Annotated in this window: 17 protein-coding genes and 2 tRNA genes; 7 read left to right on the plus strand and 12 right to left on the minus strand. The window is 67.7% G+C overall.

Annotation, left to right across the window (positions count from 1 at the left end):
* Positions 1-76 precede the first annotated feature (76 nt).
* The 4 genes from ACN20X_RS21045 to ACN20X_RS21060 all read right to left on the minus strand — a co-directional run bounded on the left by ACN20X_RS21045 (position 77) and on the right by ACN20X_RS21060 (position 3,200).
* On the minus strand, positions 77-625 hold the full coding sequence (locus ACN20X_RS21045) for an NADPH-dependent FMN reductase (protein WP_016453285.1): 549 nt from the start codon (positions 623-625) through the stop codon (positions 77-79).
* 84 nt (positions 626-709) lie between these two features.
* The gene (locus ACN20X_RS21050; RefSeq protein ID WP_016453286.1) at positions 710-1,540 is read right to left on the minus strand and encodes a MetQ/NlpA family ABC transporter substrate-binding protein; all 831 of its coding nucleotides are present in this window, start codon (positions 1,538-1,540) and stop codon (positions 710-712) included.
* Between the two features lie 62 nt (positions 1,541-1,602).
* A complete protein-coding gene (locus ACN20X_RS21055) occupies positions 1,603-2,268 on the minus strand; it encodes a methionine ABC transporter permease (RefSeq protein WP_012206396.1) in 666 nt (221 codons plus the stop codon).
* Between the two features lie 50 nt (positions 2,269-2,318).
* A complete protein-coding gene (locus ACN20X_RS21060) occupies positions 2,319-3,200 on the minus strand; it encodes a methionine ABC transporter ATP-binding protein (protein ID WP_016453287.1) in 882 nt (293 codons plus the stop codon).
* Between the two features lie 386 nt (positions 3,201-3,586).
* Here ACN20X_RS21060 and ACN20X_RS21065 point away from each other — a divergent pair, with 386 nt between their 5' ends.
* The 6 genes from ACN20X_RS21065 (at position 3,587) to ACN20X_RS21090 (ending at position 9,033) form a co-directional block, all read left to right on the plus strand.
* A complete protein-coding gene (locus ACN20X_RS21065; protein WP_016453288.1) occupies positions 3,587-4,327 on the plus strand; it encodes an energy-coupling factor ABC transporter ATP-binding protein in 741 nt (246 codons plus the stop codon).
* A gap of 17 nt (positions 4,328-4,344) precedes the next feature.
* Positions 4,345-4,938, plus strand: coding sequence for an energy-coupling factor transporter transmembrane component T family protein (locus ACN20X_RS21070; RefSeq protein WP_016453289.1), 594 nt, complete (start codon positions 4,345-4,347; stop codon positions 4,936-4,938).
* Positions 4,939-5,012: 74 nt separating this feature from the next.
* Positions 5,013-5,606, plus strand: coding sequence for a biotin transporter BioY (locus ACN20X_RS21075; protein WP_016448270.1), 594 nt, complete (start codon positions 5,013-5,015; stop codon positions 5,604-5,606).
* A complete protein-coding gene (locus tag ACN20X_RS21080; RefSeq protein WP_016453290.1) occupies positions 5,599-7,107 on the plus strand; it encodes an AMP-binding protein in 1,509 nt (502 codons plus the stop codon). Before ACN20X_RS21075 ends, ACN20X_RS21080 begins: the two co-directional genes overlap by 8 nt.
* Complete coding sequence (locus tag ACN20X_RS21085) at positions 7,104-8,303, plus strand: thiolase family protein (RefSeq protein ID WP_016453291.1); 1,200 nt, start codon at positions 7,104-7,106, stop codon at positions 8,301-8,303. Before ACN20X_RS21080 ends, ACN20X_RS21085 begins: the two co-directional genes overlap by 4 nt.
* Positions 8,304-8,307: 4 nt before the next feature.
* Positions 8,308-9,033 carry a nitroreductase gene (locus ACN20X_RS21090; protein WP_016453292.1) on the plus strand — a complete coding sequence of 242 codons (726 nt, stop codon included), beginning with the start codon at positions 8,308-8,310 and terminating at the stop codon, positions 9,031-9,033.
* A gap of 184 nt (positions 9,034-9,217) precedes the next feature.
* Here the strand turns inward: ACN20X_RS21090 and ACN20X_RS21095 are convergent, their stop codons facing one another.
* The 4 genes from ACN20X_RS21095 to ydiJ form a co-directional block, all read right to left on the minus strand.
* The gene (locus ACN20X_RS21095; protein ID WP_016448274.1) at positions 9,218-10,036 is read right to left on the minus strand and encodes a MetQ/NlpA family ABC transporter substrate-binding protein; all 819 of its coding nucleotides are present in this window, start codon (positions 10,034-10,036) and stop codon (positions 9,218-9,220) included.
* Between the two features lie 134 nt (positions 10,037-10,170).
* Positions 10,171-10,521, minus strand: a complete 351-nt coding sequence (locus tag ACN20X_RS21100) for a single-stranded DNA-binding protein (RefSeq protein WP_012206405.1) — start codon at positions 10,519-10,521, stop codon at positions 10,171-10,173.
* 201 nt (positions 10,522-10,722) lie between these two features.
* Positions 10,723-10,799: transfer RNA gene (locus ACN20X_RS21105), tRNA-Pro, on the minus strand.
* A gap of 108 nt (positions 10,800-10,907) precedes the next feature.
* A complete protein-coding gene (gene ydiJ, locus ACN20X_RS21110; RefSeq protein ID WP_473209856.1) occupies positions 10,908-13,967 on the minus strand; it encodes a D-2-hydroxyglutarate dehydrogenase YdiJ in 3,060 nt (1,019 codons plus the stop codon).
* Positions 13,968-14,020: 53 nt separating this feature from the next.
* Here ydiJ and ACN20X_RS21115 point away from each other — a divergent pair, with 53 nt between their 5' ends.
* Positions 14,021-15,019: a LysR substrate-binding domain-containing protein gene (locus ACN20X_RS21115; protein ID WP_080649852.1), complete on the plus strand. Its 999-nt coding sequence runs from the start codon at positions 14,021-14,023 to the stop codon at positions 15,017-15,019.
* Positions 15,020-15,119: 100 nt separating this feature from the next.
* Here the strand turns inward: ACN20X_RS21115 and ACN20X_RS21120 are convergent.
* From ACN20X_RS21120 to pheT, 4 genes are all read right to left on the minus strand, one after another.
* Positions 15,120-15,196, minus strand: a tRNA-Pro gene (locus ACN20X_RS21120).
* Positions 15,197-15,226: 30 nt separating this feature from the next.
* Positions 15,227-15,637, minus strand: a complete 411-nt coding sequence (locus ACN20X_RS21125; RefSeq protein WP_016453295.1) for a MerR family transcriptional regulator — start codon at positions 15,635-15,637, stop codon at positions 15,227-15,229.
* A gap of 181 nt (positions 15,638-15,818) precedes the next feature.
* Positions 15,819-16,151 (minus strand): integration host factor subunit alpha, encoded by a 333-nt coding sequence (locus ACN20X_RS21130; protein ID WP_016448314.1) that lies wholly within the window; start codon positions 16,149-16,151, stop codon positions 15,819-15,821.
* Positions 16,152-16,184: 33 nt separating this feature from the next.
* Positions 16,185-18,632: a phenylalanine--tRNA ligase subunit beta gene (pheT, locus tag ACN20X_RS21135; protein WP_016453296.1), complete on the minus strand. Its 2,448-nt coding sequence runs from the start codon at positions 18,630-18,632 to the stop codon at positions 16,185-16,187.
* Between the last annotated feature and the right edge of the window lie 154 nt (positions 18,633-18,786).

Genomic DNA, 18,786 nt, shown 5'->3' on the forward strand with positions numbered 1-18,786 from the left:
GCGCTCGCAGGCCCCACAACGCAAAAGCCCGGCATTGCCGGGCTTTTTTGTGTCTTGAGCGGCCTTGCCGCACCGCTCACTGGTGCTTGCGCGCCCAGGCCGCGAACTTCTGCACGAAGCCGTTCACGAAGTCGCGGCTGCCGGCGCCAATGGAGCCGTCTTCGGCAAACAGGCCGTCCTTGGCCTGGATGAAGATTTCGGGCTGGGCCAGCGTGGGCATGTCCAGGTAGGCCAGCACATTGCGCAGGTGCTGCTGCGCCAGCGCCGTGCCGATGGCACCCACGGAGACGCCGGCCACGGCAGCGGGCTTGCCGGCCCAGACGCTCTTGCCGTAGGGGCGCGAGCCCTGGTCCAGCGCGTTCTTGAGCACGCCGGGAATCGAGCGGTTGTACTCGGGTGTCAGGAACAGCACGGCCTGGGCCGACTGGATCTGGGCGCGGAACTGCTTGACCACGTCCGCCTCATTGCCGTCATGGTCCTGGTTGTACAGCGGCAGGGCATCGATGGCGACCTGCTCGAAGACCAGGCCTTCGGGTGCCAGGCGCGCAATGGCGTCGGCGAATTTGCGGTTGAAGGAATCCTTGCGCAGGCTGCCCACGATGACAGCGACCTTGATCTGGCTCATGCATTGCTCCTGGAGGAAGTGGCGAAAAACGGGTGGGAGGCGTACCTCCCGCAGGCAGCCATTATGTGGCTGCCTGCACGGCGCTTACTGTAGGAAAGTGGGCTTGGCATAGCCCTGGAACTTGCTGTCCACCACGGCCTTGAACTCCGCCGAACGGTAGACCTCGGCCAGGTCCTTGGCCCATGCCGCGCCCTGGTCCTTCTTCTTGATGGCCACGACGTTCAGGTAGTGGTCGGGGGTCTTTTCCAGCGAGACGGCCTCGGTCAGCTTCAGGCCCGAGGAAATGGCGAAGTTGCCGTTGATGATGGCGTACTCGGTGTCGCCCAGCGAGCGCGGCAGCTGCGCGGCTTCCAGCGGGATGAACTTGAGCTTGCGCGGGTTCTCGGCCAGGTCCTTTTCGGACACGCGCAGCGGGTCGATGCCGGGCTTGGCCTTGATCAGGCCGGCCTGCTCCAGCAGCACCAGCGCGCGGGCCAGGTTGCTCGGGTCGTTGGGCAGGGTCACGCGGTCGCCTTCCTTGGCCTCGGCCAGGGTCTTGCGGGTCTTGGAGTACACGCCCAGGGGGGCGATGGGGCCTTGCACCAGCTCCACCAGGTCCAGCTTCTGGTCGGCCGCGAACTTCTGCAGGTAGACACGGTGCTGGAAGAAGTTGGCATCCAGCGAGCCCTGGGCCAGCGCCAGGTTGGGCTGCACGTAGTCGTTGAACTCCACCAGCTTGACCTGGTAGCCCTTCTTTTGCAGCAGCGGCACGATGCCCTGCTTGAGCTGGTCGATGTTGGAGCCTGCCGTGCCGCCGATCACCAGCTGCTTCTTGTCGGCCTGGGCGTGGGCGGGCAGCGCCAGCACGCTGGCAGCGGCAAGGGCGGCGGCCGAGGCCAGCAGGTGGCGGCGCACGAAGGAAAGGGATGCGGTCATGTCGGAATCCTTTTTTTGGGAGGGAGCGGGAAGAAAGAAGAAAGCGGGTCTGGACAGCGCGCTCAGCCGCGCTTGTCCAGGCGGCGGGCCGCCGTGTTGCCCACGAACTGGATGACCTGGACCATGGCCACGAGGATGGTCACGGTGAGCACCATCACATCGGTCTGGAAGCGGTAGTAGCCGTAGCGGATGGCCAGATCGCCAATGCCGCCGCCGCCCACCACGCCGGCAATGGCCGAGTACGACAGAAAGCTCACGGCCAGCACGGTCAGAGCCAGCACCAGGCCCGAGCGCGCCTCGACGATGAGCACGCGCCAGACGATCTGCAGCTCCGAGGCGCCCATGGCGTGCGCGGCCTCGATCACGCCGCGCGGCACGTCGCGCAGGCACTGGTCCACCAGGCGTGCCAGGTAGGGAATGGCCGCCACGGACAACGGCACTGCCGCAGCCAGCGGGCCGATGGAGGTGCCGGCCAGCCAGCGCGTGAAGGGCACCAGCGCGACCAGCAAGATGATGAAGGGGAAGGACCGCACGGTATTGACCGTCCAGTTCAGCACGGCAAAGGCCGGGCGGTTGTCCAGCGACTGGCCGGGGCCCAGCAGGAACAGCAGCACGCCCAGCGGGCCGCCGATCAGCACGGCGGCCGACAGGCCGATGCCCAGCATCAAAAGGGTCTGGCCCATGGCCAGCCACAGCTCGGGCAGGATTTCGACGATGTTTTCAGACATGGGAATGCGGAAGCTAAAAGAAGAGGAAAACGGGACCGGGCGAAAGCCCGTCAGTGCTCGGAGCCGCCCACGGCGCGCAGCACCACGGGGCGGGTGGCGCCGCGTTCGCGCAGGGCCTTGTCGGCACGCTCCACGCGCAGGGCCTCAAGTTCGCTGCCCAGCAGCGTGGCGCGCTGCGGCGCCTCGTAGGCACGGCCCTGCGACAGGGCGGGCAGCGTGAAGCGTTCTGCCACCTGGCCCTGCTCGATGATGGCCACCTCGCTGCACAGCGCATCGACCACGGCCAGCTCGTGCGTGACGATGACGATGGTCACGCCCAGGCGGCTGTTGATGTCCGCCAGCGTCGCCAGGATGGAGCGCGTGGTCTCGCTGTCCAGCGCCGAGGTGGGCTCGTCGCACAGCAGCACCTGGGGGCGCGGCGCCAGGGCACGCGCAATCGCCACGCGCTGCTTCTGACCTCCGGACAACTGGGCCGGATAGCTGCCGGCCTTGTCGGCCAGGCCCACGATGTCCAGGCATTCGCGCACGCGCTGCTCGATCTGGGCGCGCGAGTGGCCGCCATGGATGCGCAGCGGAAAGGCCACGTTCTCGAACACGCTGGCGTTCTGCAGCAGGTTGAACTGCTGAAAAATCATGCCGATGTTCTGGCGCGCCTCGCGCAGCGCGCGGCGGCCCAGGTCGGTCAGGCGCTGGCCAGCCACCACCACCTCGCCGCTGTCGGGACGCTCGAGCAGGTTGATCAGGCGCAGCAGCGTGGACTTGCCCGCGCCGCTCTTGCCGATCAGGCCGAAGACCGTGCCCTGATCAATGTCCAACGACACCGAACGCACGGCATCGAAGTGCTTGCCATCGGCTGTTACAAATTTCTTTTGCAGGTCGCGCAGGCGGATCAGCGCGTTTTCCGGGGCCAAATGGGCGGTCTGGACGGTCATGGAGTCTCGGTTCGGCAGTGAAAACGGTCCTGGGATCGGCAACGGCAGCCTTTGCACCGCCATCTCCAGGCAATGGCGCGCAATTTCCGGGCCCTGTGCTGCGCAGTTGGACGCAGTTGCAAGCCGATGGGCATGCGTTGTCTTGCGTCGTCGCCAAGCACAGGCGAATCCCCAGGATCTGCCGTCATTAGTGTTCTAACGAGTGTGTTGCAAAACGTTGTTCAAACAAAAGAATAAAAAATACGGTGCTTATATCGATTGCCGTCTTTCAAGCCTTGATGTACGGCCTGGACGGCATTGCTAGAATCCGCCCCCGACAGGCCTGTACAACGGCAAGATTCCTTGTGGTTGCGTGCATTACAGGTAAGTACCCGCTTTCATTCGCCATGCCTGAATCCTCCCGAACTGCCGACTGCCCCGCCTGCGCCGCCAGCCTGCGCGTGGAAGCGGTGCGCCTGCGGCGTGGCATCACAACCGTCTTTGATGGCCTGGACCTGCAGCTGGACGAGCCGCGCGTGGGACTCATCGGCGACAACGGCGCGGGCAAGACCAGTCTGTTCCGGCTGCTGTGCGGCCTGGATGCGCCGCAGGCCGGGCGCGTGCTGCTGGACGGCACCGAACTGCACGAGGCCCGCGCCAGGCGGCCGGGCCAGGTCGGGCTGATGTTCCAGAACCCCGACGACCAGATCATCTTCCCCACCGTGGAGGAAGAGCTGGCCCTGGGATTGCGCCCTTCGGGCATCTCGCGGCGCGAGGCCACGGAGCGCGCCCGCGCCCTGCTGAACAGCCGCGGCCTGGCCGACTGGGCACCGCGCGCCGTGGCCGGACTCAGCCAGGGCCAGCGCCAGCAGGTGTGCTGGCTGGCCCTGCTCATTGCCGCGCCGCGCGTGCTGCTGCTGGACGAGCCCTTCGCCAGCCTGGACCTGCCGGGCCAGGCGCGGCTGGCCAGGGACATCGCGGCCGCCGAGCAGCAGGTGCTGGTCTCCACCCATGTGCTGGACCACGTGCGCAGCTTTGGCCGCGTGCTCTGGCTGGAGCGTGGCCAAGTGCGCGCAGACGGCCCCGGCCACGCGGTCTGCGCGGCCTATGAAGCCGACGTGGCCCGCCGGCTGCAAGCGCAGTCCTGACGCAGGAGCCGGCCGCCATGGGAAGCCTCTACAGTGAATACACCAGCTGGCTCCATGCCTGGAGTGCGGGCCGCAAGCTGCTGCTCATGGCGCTGCTGGGAACGGGCCTGTTCCTCATCGATTCACCGTGGCTGCTGGCCATGGCCGGCGCCGCCTGCGGCCTGCTGTGGCTGTCGCTGGGCCGCGCCACCGAGGGCGCACGGCGGCTCATGCTGTCGGTCACCGTGGCCGCCCTGCTGGTGGCTGCCTTCCATGTGTGGATGCAGCATTACGCCCTGGCCGCCGCCAGCGCGCTGCGCCTGGTCTGCGCCTCCACGCTGGGCATGGCGCTGACCGTGAGCACGCGCCCCAGCGATCTGGTCGATGTGCTGGAGCGGCTGCTGGCGCCGCTGGAGCGCATCGGCATCTCCCCCGAACAGGTGGCCCTGCAGCTGGCATTGATGCTGCGTTTCACCGAGCATTTCTTCGTGCAGTGGAAGCGCATGGACGATGCCCACCGGCTGCGCACGGGCCGCGCCGGCGGCCTGCGCCTGATTGCGCCGCTGACCATCCACATGCTGCAGGCCACGCGCCGCGTGTCCGATGCGCTGTGGGCGCGCCTGGGCCGCTGAGGCCTGCCCTGCCGATTTGCCCTTCCGATTTGCCCTGCTGAACTGCCCTTCCTGACCGACAGCGAGAACTCTCCATGACCGCTCCCTCCACCGTCTCACGCGCCTCGGCGCGCTCCATGGCCCAGGTCTCGCTGTTCGCGGCGCTGATGGCGGTCATGGGCCTGATTCCCAAGATCGACCTGCCGCTGGGCGTGCCCATCACCATCCAGTCGCTGGGCGTGATGCTGGCCGGCGTGATGCTCGGCCCCTGGCGCGGCATGCAGTCCATGCTGCTGTTCCTCGCAGCCGTGGCCGTGGGCCTGCCCCTGCTGTCGGGCGGGCGCGGCGGCATTGCCGTCTTCATGGCGCCCTCGGCCGGCTACCTGCTGGGCTACCCGCTGGCGGCCTGCATTGCCGGCCTGGTCATGCGTGCGCTGCCCCAGGGCTCTCCCCGGCGCGCGGCGCTCAGCGCCTTTGCGGCCTCGGCGCTGGGCGGGCTGGTGGCCCTGCATGCCTTCGGCGTGCTGGGCCTCATGCTGATGGCCAAGCTCAGCCTGTCGCAGGCCTTCATGGCCACCTTGCTGTTCGTGCCCGGCGATCTGGTCAAGTGCGTGCTGTGCGCCCTGGTGGTGCACACGGTGGCGCGCGGCATGCCGGACTGGCCGTTCGGAGGCCGCCAGCATGGCTGAGCCATCCGCGCGTCATCCGCTGGCCGCGCCGCTGCAGCACCCGTGGACCCTGGTCCATGGCCCGCTTGAGCATTGGGCGCGGCAGCGCCCCGATGCGATGGCGCTGCAAAGCGAGGCCGGCCAATGGAGCTTTGCCGCGCTGCATGCCGCCGTGCTGCAGCGCTCGGCCGCGCTGGTGGCCGGCCAGGCGCCAGAGATGCTGCTGGTGGACACGGGCGGCAGCGCCAGCACCGTGGATGCCATCGTCGAATTCCTCGCCATCCTGCACAGCGGCCGCTGCGCCGCCGTGGCCGATCCTGATTGGCCCGAGGCCGTGCGCAGCCGCATCGAGGGCTGGCTGCCCACGGCGCCCAGCGCTCTGGCCGAGGCCACGGCCACCGGCGCCTTCTACACCGGCTTCACCTCGGGCAGCACCGGGCTGCCCAAGGGCTTCATGCGCCACCACCGTTCGTGGACAGAGAGCTTTCGCGTCTGCCTGCAGGACTTCGGCGCCGTGGCCGCGCAGCGCACCATGGCGCCCGGGCGCATCTCGCATTCGCTGTTCCTGTTCGGCGTGATGCAGGGCCTGTGGTGCGGCGAAGGCGCCGTGGTGCAGGAGCGGTTCTCGGCAGCACGCTGCCTGGCCAGCCTGGCGCGCGGCGAGGCGCCCTGCCTGGTCGCCGTGCCCAGCCAGCTGCTGCTGATGCTGCAATGGGCCGCACACCGCGCGCTGGCGCCCATCCCCGAGGTGGAACTGATCATGATCAGCGGCGCGCGCTGGATGCGCGCCCAGACCCCAGCCCTGCGCGCGCTGTTTCCGCGCGCACGCATCATCGAGTTCTACGGCGCCTCGGAGGCCAGCTTCATCGCCTGGATGGAGGCCGACGAACAGGCCCCGCCCCAGGCCGTGGGCCGGCCCTTCAGCAATGTGCAGTTGCAGATCCGCCCCGCCACGCAGCAGCCCGGCGACCAGCCCCTGCAGCCGGGAGAGGACGGCCTGATCTACATGCGCAGCCCCATGCTGTTCATGGACTATGTGGGCGAGGCGCGCGACGGCACGGCCGCGCTGCGCGACGGCGAATGGCTGTCCGTGCGCGACATGGGCCATATCGATGCCGGCGGCCAGCTGTGCCTGGCCGGGCGCCAGAGCCGCATGCTCGTCACCCAGGGCAAGAACCTGTTCCCCGAAGAAGTCGAAACCCTGCTGGCCGCGCACCCGGGCGTGGCCCAGGTCTCCATCCAAGGCCTGCCCGACGCGCTGCGCGGCATGCAGGTGCACGCCGTCGTGCAATGGCACGGCGCCGCGCCCGCAGGCTCCGCACAGGCGCTGGCGGCCTGGCTGCGCGACCGGCTGGAAAGCTACAAGCTGCCGCGCCAATGGTGGAGCTGCACCGACTGGCCGCAGACCGCCAGCGGCAAGACCGACCACGGCCGTCTGGCGCGCGCGCTGGCGGCCACTGCCACCGCCACGGCCACTGGCCAGGCACTGCCCAGCGAACCCGCACTGCTGCCCCTGCCATGAACCCGCACGACGCCCCCGTCATCCTGGCCTGGGCGCGCAGCCCTGTCGCCCCCGTGGGCGGTGCATTGCGCGAATTTGCCGCGCACGAGCTGGGCGCGCCCGTGCTCCAGGCCTTGCTGGCCCGGGCCGGCCTGCCTGCCCGGGCCGTGGATGCCGTGGTCTTAGGCAACGCCCTGGGCGCAGGCGGCAACCCGGCCCGCATGCTGGCCCTGGCTGCGGGCCTGCCGGAGCGCTGCGCGGCCCACAGCGTGGATACCCAGTGCTGCTCGGGCCTGGACAGCGTGGCCCTGGCTGCAGGCCTGCTGCTGTCGGGCCAGGCCGATATCGTGGTGGCCGGTGGTGCCGAGGCCTGGAGCCGTGCCCCCATCCGCCAGACGCGCCCGCGCCATGCAGGCGAGCTGCCCGTGCCCTTTGAACGCCCCGCCTTCGCCCCCGATCCCGCACGTGACCCGGACCTGCTGCAATCGGCCGCCGACCACGCGCTGGCCCACGGCATCACCCGCGCCGTTCAGGAGGCCCATGCCATCCACAGCCACGCGCTGGCGCTCGCGCACCGCGACCGGTTGGCCCAAGAGATCGTGCCCCTGGCCGGGCTGGACCACGACGCCTATCCGCGCGCCTTGAACCCGGCCCGCGTTGCCCGCATGCCCGTGGTGGCCGAAGCGGGTGGCGCCGTTGACGCCCATGCACGCCAGCGCCATGCGCTGAGCACACCCACCATCTCGCCCAAGGCCGATGGCGCCGCCCTGGTGCTGCTGGCCACGCCGCAGGCCTGTGCACGCCTGGGCCTGCAGCCACGCGCCCGCTGGGTGGCCAGTGCCTCGCTGGGCCATGCGCCCGAAACACCGCTGGTCGCCGCCGCACTGGCGGCCCAGCAGGTGCTGGAGCGTGCAGCCGCAGCGCTGCAGCTGCCTGGCCTGACTGCGGCAGAGCTCCAGGCTGTGGAGCTGCACGATGCCTTCGCCGTGCAGGCCCTGGCCTTTGCCGAAACCCTGGGCCTGCCGCTGCAGCAGCTCAACGCTGGCGGCGGTGGCCTGGCGCGCGGCCATCCCATAGGCGCATCGGGCGCGGTTGCGCTGGTGCGCATGCTCTCAGACCTGCACCGCACGCCAGCAGCCCACAGACCGGCCCTGGGCCTGGCCGCCATTGCAGGGGCTGGCGGCATAGGCGCGGCCTGCCTGGTGCAGGCGCTTTGAATCCATGGACTCCGCATTTCCCATGTCCGCCAACCCACCGTCCGACACCCTTCCCTTTGGCGATGCGCATGAGGCCCTGGTGCACGCGCGCCGCTCCGTGCGCGCCTACCGGCCCGATCCTGTGCCGGACGCGCTGCTGCACCAGTTGCTGCAATCGGCCCGCCGGGCGCCCAGCGGCGGCAACCTGCAGCCAGGCCAGTTCATCCAGGTGCGCGGCAGCCTGCGCGGCGCACTCACACAGGCGCTGCTGGCCGACTGGCAAGGCGGAGCACCTGAGCGCGAGGACTACGGCTACTTCCCCCGCCCCATGCCCATGGCGCTGCGCAAGCGCCAGGTGGCGTCGGCCCAGGCCCTGTACAGCGCCCTGGGCGTGGCCCGCGAGGACCGCGCCGGGCGCGACGCGCAGTTCGGCCGCAACTACCGCTTCTTCGATGCGCCCGTGGCCCTGGTCGTGAGCATCGACGCCCGCTTCGGCGCAGGCGGCTACATGGACCTGGGCATGACCCTGTACGGCCTGCAAATGGCCGCAGCCGCCCAGGGCCTTGGCAGCTGCGCCATCGGCGCCCTGGCCTCCTACCCCGACACCGTTCGCCGCGTGCTCGACCTTGCGCCCGGCGAGCACATCGTCTGCGGCCTGGCCCTGGGCTGGCCCGACGAGGCCGCCCCCGTCAACCGCACCCAGACCACCCGCGCACCGCTGACCGAATACTTCAGGGTACTGGGAGAATGAAAAAAAGCTGCCAATGGCAGCTTTTGCAATTCAGCCCTCGCTCGCACTGAACACGGCGACCGAAACCGGCGCAACACATAGCGAGGGACACCGAGCAAGGGCCGCCCCGCAGCGAGGGTGTCGTCCCCCTCCCGCGAAGCGAGAGAGGGGGAAGCGGCGTCAGCCGCTCAGGGGGTGCTTCCTATCAAAACGCAGGGATCACCGACCCCTTGAACTGCACATCAATGAACTGGCGCACTTCATCGGAGTGGTAGGCCTTGATCAGCTGCGCCACCCAGGGCTTGCCCTTGTCGGCATCGCGCGCGACCAGGATGTTCACATAGGGGTTCTTGGCGGCTTCCTGCGCAATGGCATCGGTCTTGGGGTTCAGGCCTGCCGAGATCGCGAAGTTGGTGTTGATGGCCGAGGCGTCCAGGTCATCCAGCGAGCGTGGCAGCTGGGCTGCGTCCAGCTCCACGAAGCGCAGCTTCTTGGGGTTGGAGACCACGTCCAGCGGCGTGGCCTTCAGGCCCGCGCTTTCCTTGAGCTTGATCAGGCCCTGGGCCTGCAGCAGCAGCAGCACGCGGCCACCGTTGGTGGGATCGTTGGGGATGCCGAACTTGGCGCCCTGGGGCAGGTCGGCCAGCTGCTTGATCTTCTTGGAATAGATGCCGATGGGGAAATTCACCGTGTCGGCCACCCAGCCGATCTTGTAGCCGCGGTCGCGCACCTGGGCGTCGAGGTAGGGGCGGTGCTGGTAGCTGTTGGCGTCCAGGTCACCGGCAGACAGCGCGGCATTGGGCTGCACGTAGTCGCCGAATTCAACGATCTGGATCTTCAGGCCGTTCTTCTCGGCGACCTTCTTGACCTGCTCCATGATCTGGGCGTGCGGGCCGGCCGTGACGCCGACCTTGATGGGCTTGTCCTGCGCCTGCGCGGGCATGGCCAGCAGGGTCATGGCGGCGGTGCTGGCAATCGCGGCGGCCGTGAGCGTGCGGCGGAGGAAATGGCGCTTGGTGGGCATGGATGCGGTTCCTTGTAACCTGTCAAAAACACAGGCGCACACTGTAGCGCCAACACAGCGCGCGGCGACCGTACCGGCACACTGCGGCTAGACAGTTTTTTCAGTAGCTCACAACCGGCGCCGCAGCGCGGGCGTCAGCGGTCCTGGAACTCGGGCGTTGCCATCACCTGGTGGGCCACGACATCCAGTACGGGATGGGGTTGCTCCTGGCGGTCTATCCAGACCTTGGGCGTGAAGCTGCCCCGCAGCGCCACGGCATCGCCTTCGATCAGATTGCGCAGCACCTCGCAGGCCTGGGCGTCGAATGCAACCACGTTGACCGGGATGGAAGTGCCATCGGATGCCTCGGAACGCACGCGGGCCACCATGAAGGGGCGCCGATTGCGGTCGCTGCGGTGTTCGGGCGTACCGGTGAGTCTGCCGGTAATCAGTCCATCCATCATGTGCGAGACCAGGAAGAAATCGTCAGTTACAAAAGACGCCATTGTAGGTGCAGGTCTTACGCATCCAGACCTGGCGGCGCATCTTCACGGTGCATGGAGTTTTCTGCGCTGGCTGCCCTCGCCATCCGCGAGGGAGCCGCCTGGCGGAACTGCACCAGCCCTTCGCCGCAAGGCACATTCGCGCGCAAAATCGAACGTACAAAGCAAAAAGCTCCTGACGTTTCCGTCAGGAGCTTTGCGTTGTGGTCGGCGTGGCGGGATTCGAACTCGCGACCCCTTGCACCCCATGCAAGTGCGCTACCAGGCTGCGCTACACGCCGAAGCATTGAATTATAGGGACTAAAAACGGGCCTTCAGGGAAAAAGCAGAGATTTTTCAAAAATGTCTGCAAATTCCTGAAATGGCGACGTTCAGCCCCCCGCATCTTCTCACCCCTGATGCGTGGCGCGCACATGGTCCAGCAAGGCCTCCAGCGGATGGCGCACCTGTCGTGCGGACAGGCGCTTGACCTGGCTGCGGCAGGAGTAACCGGTGGCCAGCGGCTCGCCCAGCTCCTGCTTGCCTTCGATCTGCCGGGCCCATGACTGGGTATAGATGGTCTTGGAGGTTTCGAGGTTGCGCGCCTCATGCCCGTAGGTGCCCGACATGCCGCAGCAGCCCGTGGCCTCCACGCTCAGGCGCAGGCCCCGTCGCTCGAAGAGCTGTGCCCACTGCTTGCCGCTGTCGGGCGCGTTGGTCTTTTCGGTGCAATGGGGCAGCAGGCGGTACGCAGTGCCTGCACTGCCCTCGTTCGTGCGCGCCTCGGGCAGCACCTGCTGCAGCCATTCCTGGGGCAGCGCCACCTTGGGCACCTCGCCCATACCCGGCACCTTGAGGTATTCCTGCCGATAGGCCAGCGTCATGGCCGGGTCCAGCCCCACCAGCGCCACACCGGACTGAGCCAGTTGCACCAGCTGCGCGGCATTGCGGATGGCCGCCTTGGCAAAGGCGCCCATGAATCCCTGCACATGCAGCGGCTTGCCATTGGGCAGCAGCGGCGCCAGCCAGACCTGGAACCCCAGGCGCGCGGCCAGCTCGATCAGCACCTGCAGCTGGCCGGTCTCGAAGTAGCGGGTAAAACTGTCCTGCACGATCACCACGCTGCGCGCGCGCTGCTCGGGCGAAAGCGCGGCCAGCGCCTGCGCATCGGCCGCGCGCACCTTCCATTGCTGCAAGGTGGCTGCCAGGTCCAGCCGGCTCAGCAGCGGGCCATCGACCATGCCGATGCGCCGGCTGAGCACATCGCGCATCCATGGCGAGCCCATCACCCCGTTGTAGAGCGCGGGCATGCGCGCCAGCCAGGGCATGGTGAACTCCAGCGAGCCGATCAGGTAGTCGCGCACGGGCCGCAGGTAGCGGCGGTGGTAGAGCTCCAGAAAGCGCGAGCGGAATTCGGGCACGTTGACCTTGACGGGACACTGCCCGGCGCAGGACTTGCAGGCAAGGCAGCCGGCCATGGCGTCATAGACCTCGTGCGAAAAATCGGCCTCGCCGCGGCGCGCCGCGCGGCTGTTGCGCCAGCGCGCGGCCAGGCTGGACAGAAAGGGCTGGGGCCGCTGCGCGACCTCCAGCACGTTCACGCCGGCCTGCCCCTGCAGGCGCAGCCATTCGCGCATCAGCGAGGCCCGACCCTTGGGCGAATGCACGCGCTGGCGCGTGGCCTTCCAGGAAGGGCACATGGCGTCGTCCGGGTCGAAGTTGTAGCAGGCGCCGTTGCCGTTGCAGTGCATGGCCGCGCCATAGCTTTGCCATACGCGCTCGTCGATCTGCCGGTCCAGCTCGCCGCGCGTGGTGACGCCGTCCACCTTTAGCAGCAAGGTCTTGCTGGCCGGCGGCGTGGCGATCTTGCCGGGGTTGAGCTGGTTGTGCGGGTCGAAGGCGGCCTTGAGCTGCTGCAGCGAGGGATACAGCTCGCCGAAGAAGGCCGGCACATATTCGGAGCGCAGGCCCTTGCCGTGCTCGCCCCACAGCAGGCCGCCATGGCGCTGCGTGAGTTCGGCCACCGCGTCGGAGATGGGGCGCACCAGGGCGGCGTCCACGGGGTTCTTCATGTCCAGGATGGGGCGCACATGCAGCACGCCGGCATCGACGTGGCCGAACATGCCGTACTGCAGGCCGTGGCTGTCCAGCAGCGCGCGGAACTCGGCAATGAACTCGGGCAGGTTCTCGGGCGGCACGGCCGTGTCTTCGACAAAGGGCTGGGGCCGCGCCTCGCCCGCCACGTTGCCCAGCAGGCCCACGGCGCGCTTGCGCATGGCATAGACGCGGTGCACCGCTGCATTGCCGGCCGCCAGCGTGTGGCCCAGCCGCTCCACGGAGGTATCCGCGCCCAGGTGCGCGATGAAGGCCTGCACGCGGCCATCGACCTCCTGCGGATCGTCGCCGCTGAATTCCACCAGGTTGATGCCCAGCGTGGGGCGCTGGCCGTCCTGCGGGAAGTACTCGGCCACGCTGCTCCAGACGAAATCCTTCATGGCCAGCAGCAGCACTTTGGAATCCACCGTCTCGATGGACAGCGGCCGGTGTGCCATCAGCGCGCGCGCATCGCGCAGCGCGTCCATGAAGCCCGCGTAGCGCACGTTGACCAGGACCGAGTAGCGGGGAATGGGCAGCACGTTGAGCCGCGCCTCCACCACGAAGCCCAGCGAGCCTTCGGCGCCGCACAGCACGCTGTTGAGGTTGAAGCGCCCGTCGCCTTCGCGCAGATGGGCCAGGTCATAGCCGGTGAGGCAGCGGTTGAGCTTGGGGAATCTGGCCTCGATCAACTCCGCCTGGTCCTCGCTGATGCGCCGCGCCGTGCGGTGCACCTTGCCGATGCGCCCCGAATCGGCGCACATGCGCTCCAGCGCCTGAGCATCCAGCGGCGCGCTGTGCAGGCGCTCGCCGCCCAGCAGCACGAAGTCCAGCGCCAGCACGTGGTCGCGCGTCTTGCCATAGGTGCAGCTGCCCTGCCCGCTGGCATCGGTGTTGATCATGCCGCCGATGGTGGCGCGGTTGGAGGTGGACAGCTCGGGCGCAAAGAACAGTCCGTATGGCTTGAGCGCGGCGTTGAGCTGGTCCTTGACCACGCCTGCCTGCACGCGCACCCAGCGCTGCTCGGCATTGATTTCGAGGATGCCGTTCATGTGCCGCGACAAGTCCATGGTCACGCCATGCGTGAGCGACTGCCCGTTCGTGCCCGTGCCGCCGCCGCGCGGTGTCAGCACCACATCGCGGAACTCAGGCCGCGCCAGCACCTGCGCCGCCCTGGCCACATCCTCGGCGTGACGCGGGTAGATGGCCGCCTGCGGCATGCGCTGGTAGATGGAGTTGTCCGTGGCCAGCACGGTGCGGCTGGCATGGTCCGTGTCCACGTCGCCCTCGAAGCCGGCGGCCTTCAACGCTTCAAGAAACTCAAGGTATTGGGCAGGCACGGGGGCGCTGGCGTGAGGCAGTGGGGCAATCGACATGGAAGGCAAGGTGGGGAGATTTGTTGCTGGCGATCAGCTCAGAAAATCCATGCATGCAATACACGATTTCAGGCCGACCATGGCCGCAAGTATCTCTACACTCTCCCTCTGGAACAAACGAAAATTGCAACCGCGAACACTGCATAAAACTCATGAATTACCGACGCCTGACGCCCTCCATGTCCCTGCTGCTGGTCTTCGAGGCGGCCGCGCGCCACGAAAGCTATGCGCGAGCGGCCGAGGAGCTGTCGCTCAGCCAGAGCGCCATCAGCCGGCAGGTGCAGACACTGGAGGCGCAGCTGGGCATCAGCCTGTTCCGCCGCGAGGGCCGCACGGTGCGCCTGACTGATGTGGGGCGCCGCTACTTCATCGACCTGGGCGCCGCGCTGGGCCGCATACGCAGCGCCACCCTGCAGGCCATGTCACGCCAGTCCGGCGGTGGCACCCTCAACCTGGCCACCCTGCCCACCTTCGGCTCCAAATGGCTGCTGCCGCACCTGCATGGCTTCTACCAGGCGCAGCCCGGGGTGACGATGCACATCCACTCGCGCATCGGCGATATCGACTTCGACAGCGCAGAGATAGACGCCGCCATCACCGTGGGCACGGGAGACTGGTCCGGGCTGACCGCGCATCGCCTGTACCACGAGTTTCTGGTGGCGGTGGCCAGCCCGCAGGCGCTGCAGCAGGCCGGGCAGGCAGCAGCCTCGCCGGACTGGGCGGGCCAGCAGGTGCTGCTCACGGTGGCCAGCAACCGGCAGGCCTGGAGCGAGTGGTTCACGCACTATCGGCTCGATCACCGGCAGATGCGGATAGGGCCGAGCTTCGAGCTGACCTCGCACCTGATACAGGCCGTGCTGGCAGGCATGGGCGTGGGCCTGGTGCCACGGGTACTGGTGGAAGAGGAGATAGCGCGCGGTGAGCTGCATGTGGTGGGAGACGCCATCCCCAGCCAGCGCAGCTACTACCTGGTCTATCCCGAGAGGAACGCGACACTGCCGGCGCTGGCAGCCTTCCGGCAATGGCTGCTTGCAACCTGCGCTGAGGGTTGATTCCTGCGCAACGGCCGCTCCCCTTCAGCGGTTGGTAGCGGTTGGCAATGGCACAAAGAAAAACGGACCACAGCCAGAAGCTGTGGTCCGTATTCATTTATGGTCGGCGTGGCGGGATTCGAACTCGCGACCCCTTGCACCCCATGCAAGTGCGCTACCAGGCTGCGCTACACGCCGAAGAATTCAATTATATACAGCTTTTTGCTCTCAAATAGAAAGCAGCGCACGAATCTGCAAAAGCTCCTCGCGCACGGCCTCCGGCTCCAGCGGAACGCTGGCCGCGGCATCGCCACCGAGCAGCGGCGCGGCAGCCGGCGCCGACACCGCGACACCGGCCTGCAGCGCGGGAACCACGGCAGACCCCGAGGCCTCACGCAGGCGGTTGCGCGCGCCATTGATGGTGAAGCCCTGCTCGTAGAGCAGCTCACGGATGCGCCGGATCATCAGCACCTCATGGTGCTGGTAGTAGCGGCGGTTGCCGCGCCGCTTCATGGGGCGCAGCTGCGTGAACTCCTGCTCCCAGTAGCGCAGCACATGCGGCTTGACGTCGCACAGATCCGCGACCTCACCGATGGTGAAGTAGCGCTTGGCGGGAATCTGGGGCAGAAGTGAAGCCATGGCAAATGTGGATGAAGTCAGGATGTGCAATGCCGCTGGTGCGCGGGCGCCGATCCGGGAAGAAGGCCGAGCCTACTGCACAGCTCGCCTGCAGGCCAGCACCCTGTCGTAAAAACAGCCCATCCACCGCGAGGCAGACAGGCTGGCGACAGCTGGCCATGCAGGCCCGGGCAGGCTTTCCTCAGGCCTGGGAGCCCGATGTGCCTTCCTGGATCTGCTCCTTGAGCTTGCTGCTCGCATGGAAGGTCACGACGCGGCGCGCCTCGATCGGAATGGCCTCGCCCGTGCGCGGATTGCGCCCCGGACGCGGCGCCTTGGTGCGGATCTGGAAGTTGCCGAAGCCCGACAGCTTCACATCCTCGCCCGACACCAGGCTTTGCGAGACCAGCTCGAAGAACGCATCCACCATTTCCTTGGATTCGCGCTTGTTCAGGCCGATCTCGTCGAACAGCAGATCCGCCAGCTGCGCCTTGGTCAGCGCAGGCGAATCAAGACTTTCCACCGCCAGTTCCATCACAGGATCTCCTTTCACGGCATGCACCCTCCATCATGCGCGCAGGCGCGCACCCAGACGCTGCTGCAGCTGCTCGAGCACGGCCTGCACGGCCTGCTCGATCTGCACATCCGTCAGCGAGCTGTCGTCATGGCCCAGCGTCAGGCGCACGGCCAGGCTCTTTTCGTCCTGCGCCAGCGCGCCCGGTGCCGCTGTCTCGCCGGCCTTGAGCGCCTTGGGACGGAACACATCGAACAGCACGGCAGAGCGCAGCAGGCCGCCGGTCTGGGCAGCTTCCACCGCCTGCATGAGCTGGGCATGCGTGGTCTTTTCGTTCACGACCACGGCAATGTCGCGCTCCACGGCCTGGTGCTTGGCCACGGGCTTGAACACCGGCACCTCGCGCGCCAGCACGGCATCGAGCTCCAGCTCGAACAGCACGGGCGCCTGGGCCAGATCCCATTGCTGGCGCCACTGGGGATGCAGCTCGCCGATGAAGCCGATGGACTGGCCATCGAGCAGCACGCGTGCGCAGCGGCCCGGGTGCATGGCCGGATGCTCGGCCGGCTCGAACACGGGCTTGCGCGGCGCCAGCAGCGCCTCGACATCGCCCTTGACGTCGTAGAAGTCGACCTTGGTCTCGCCACGAGCCCATTGCAGCTGCTCGGCAGCTCCCCAGGCCAGGCCCGCCACGCGCATGGGCTGGTAGAAGCCCTTGACCGTGGTGTCGCTGTCAACAACGCTGTCATCCTTGAGGAAGACACGGCCCAGCTCGAACACGCGCACGCGCTCGGCCTTGCGGTCGGCATTGAACTTGAGCACCTGCATGAGCGAGCCGATGAGGCTGGAGCGCATCACGCTGAGCTGGCTTGCGATGGGGTTGAGCAGCTGGATTGGATTGGCGTTGCCGGCCAGATCCTTCTCCCACGCGGCTTCCACAAAGCTGAAGTTGATGGTTTCCTGGTAGCCCAGATCGGCCAGCGCGCGGCGCACGGCGAACTGGCTGCGGCGGTTTTCGGCGCGCAGCTTGGGCGCAATGGGCGCCAGCGGCTTGGTCGTGGGCAGGTTCTCGTAACCCACCATGCGCGCCACTTCCTCGATCAGATCTTCCTCGATGTTGATATCGAAGCGGAAGCTGGGCGGCGTGACGGTGAGCACGCCATCGCCCTGCTCCACCGGCAGGCCCAGGCCGGCCAGCGCATCGTGGCATTGCTGCTGCGTGAGCGGCATGCCGATGACCTTGGCCGCACGCGCCACGCGCAGCGTGACGGGCTTGGGCTGGGGCATGTTGGCCTGCTGGTCGTCGACGGGGCCGCAGACGGTCTCGGGCGTGCCGCAGATCTGCAGCACCAGTTCCGTGATGCGCTCGATGTGCTCGACGGTCAGCTCGGGATCGACGCCGCGCTCGAAGCGGTGGCCCGCATCGGTGGAGAAGTTGTAGCGGCGCGAACGGCCGGCAATCGACTTGGGCCACCAGAAGGCCGCCTCGATGTAGATGTGGCGCGTGTCGTCGGACACGGCCGTGGCGTCGCCGCCCATGATGCCGGCCAGCGATTCGACTTCGCGCTCATCGGCGATCACGCCCACCTGTCCATCGACGGTGACGGTGTTGCCGTTGAGCAGCTTGAGCTGCTCGCCTTCCTTGCCCCAGCGCACCTGCAGGCCGCCGTGGATCTTGTCCAGGTCAAAGATGTGGGAGGGGCGGCCCAGCTCGAACATCACATAGTTGGAGATGTCCACCAGCGGCGCCACGCTGCGCTGGCCGCAGCGCGCCAGGCGATCGACCATCCACTGCGGCGTCTTCGCCTGGGTGTTGACGTTGCGCACCACGCGGCCCGAGAAGCGGCCGCACAGGTCGGGCGCCTCGATCTTCACGGCCAGCCTGTCCTGCACACCCACCGCAGCAGGCGTGAACGACTGGGGCTTGAGCGGCGCACCGGTCAGCGCAGCCACTTCGCGCGCCACGCCATAGACGCTCAGGCAATGCGCCAGGTTGGGCGTGAGCTTGAGCGTGAACAGGGTGTCATCCAGGTTCAGGTATTCGCGGATGTTCTGGCCCAGGGGCGCATCCAGCGGCAGCTCCATCAGGCCGCCATGGTCCTCGGACAGCTTGAGTTCGCGTGCCGAGCACAGCATGCCGAAGCTCTCCACGCCGCGCAGCTTGCCGATCTTGATGAGGAAGGGCTTGCCGTCTTCACCGGGTGGCAGCTCGGCCCCAACCATGGCGCAAGGCACGCGGATGCCCACGCGCGCATTGGGCGCGCCGCAGACGATGGTCAGCAGCTCGGGCCCGCCCACATCGACCTGGCACACGCGCAGGCGATCGGCATTGGGATGCTGCTCGGCAGCCTTGATCTCGCCGACGACGATCTTGGTGAACGGCGGTGCCACGGGCTCCAGCTCCTCCACCTCCAGGCCGGCCATGGTCAGGATGTCGGCCAGCTCTTGGGTGGTCAGCGGCGGATTGCAGAACTCGCGCAGCCAGGATTCGGGAAATTGCATATCAGACTCTTTGGCGTTGGTTCGGTCCGCGCGCCGCGGCGCTGGCGGACCCCATGAACGTATTGACGACTCTCATTCCAAGCCCCCGAACAGCCTGACCATGCGACTGGCGTGGTTCAGGCCGGAGACGCCGAGCAAGAGCCGCCTCGCGGCG

Source organism: Delftia sp. PX-1, from assembly GCF_055797465.1.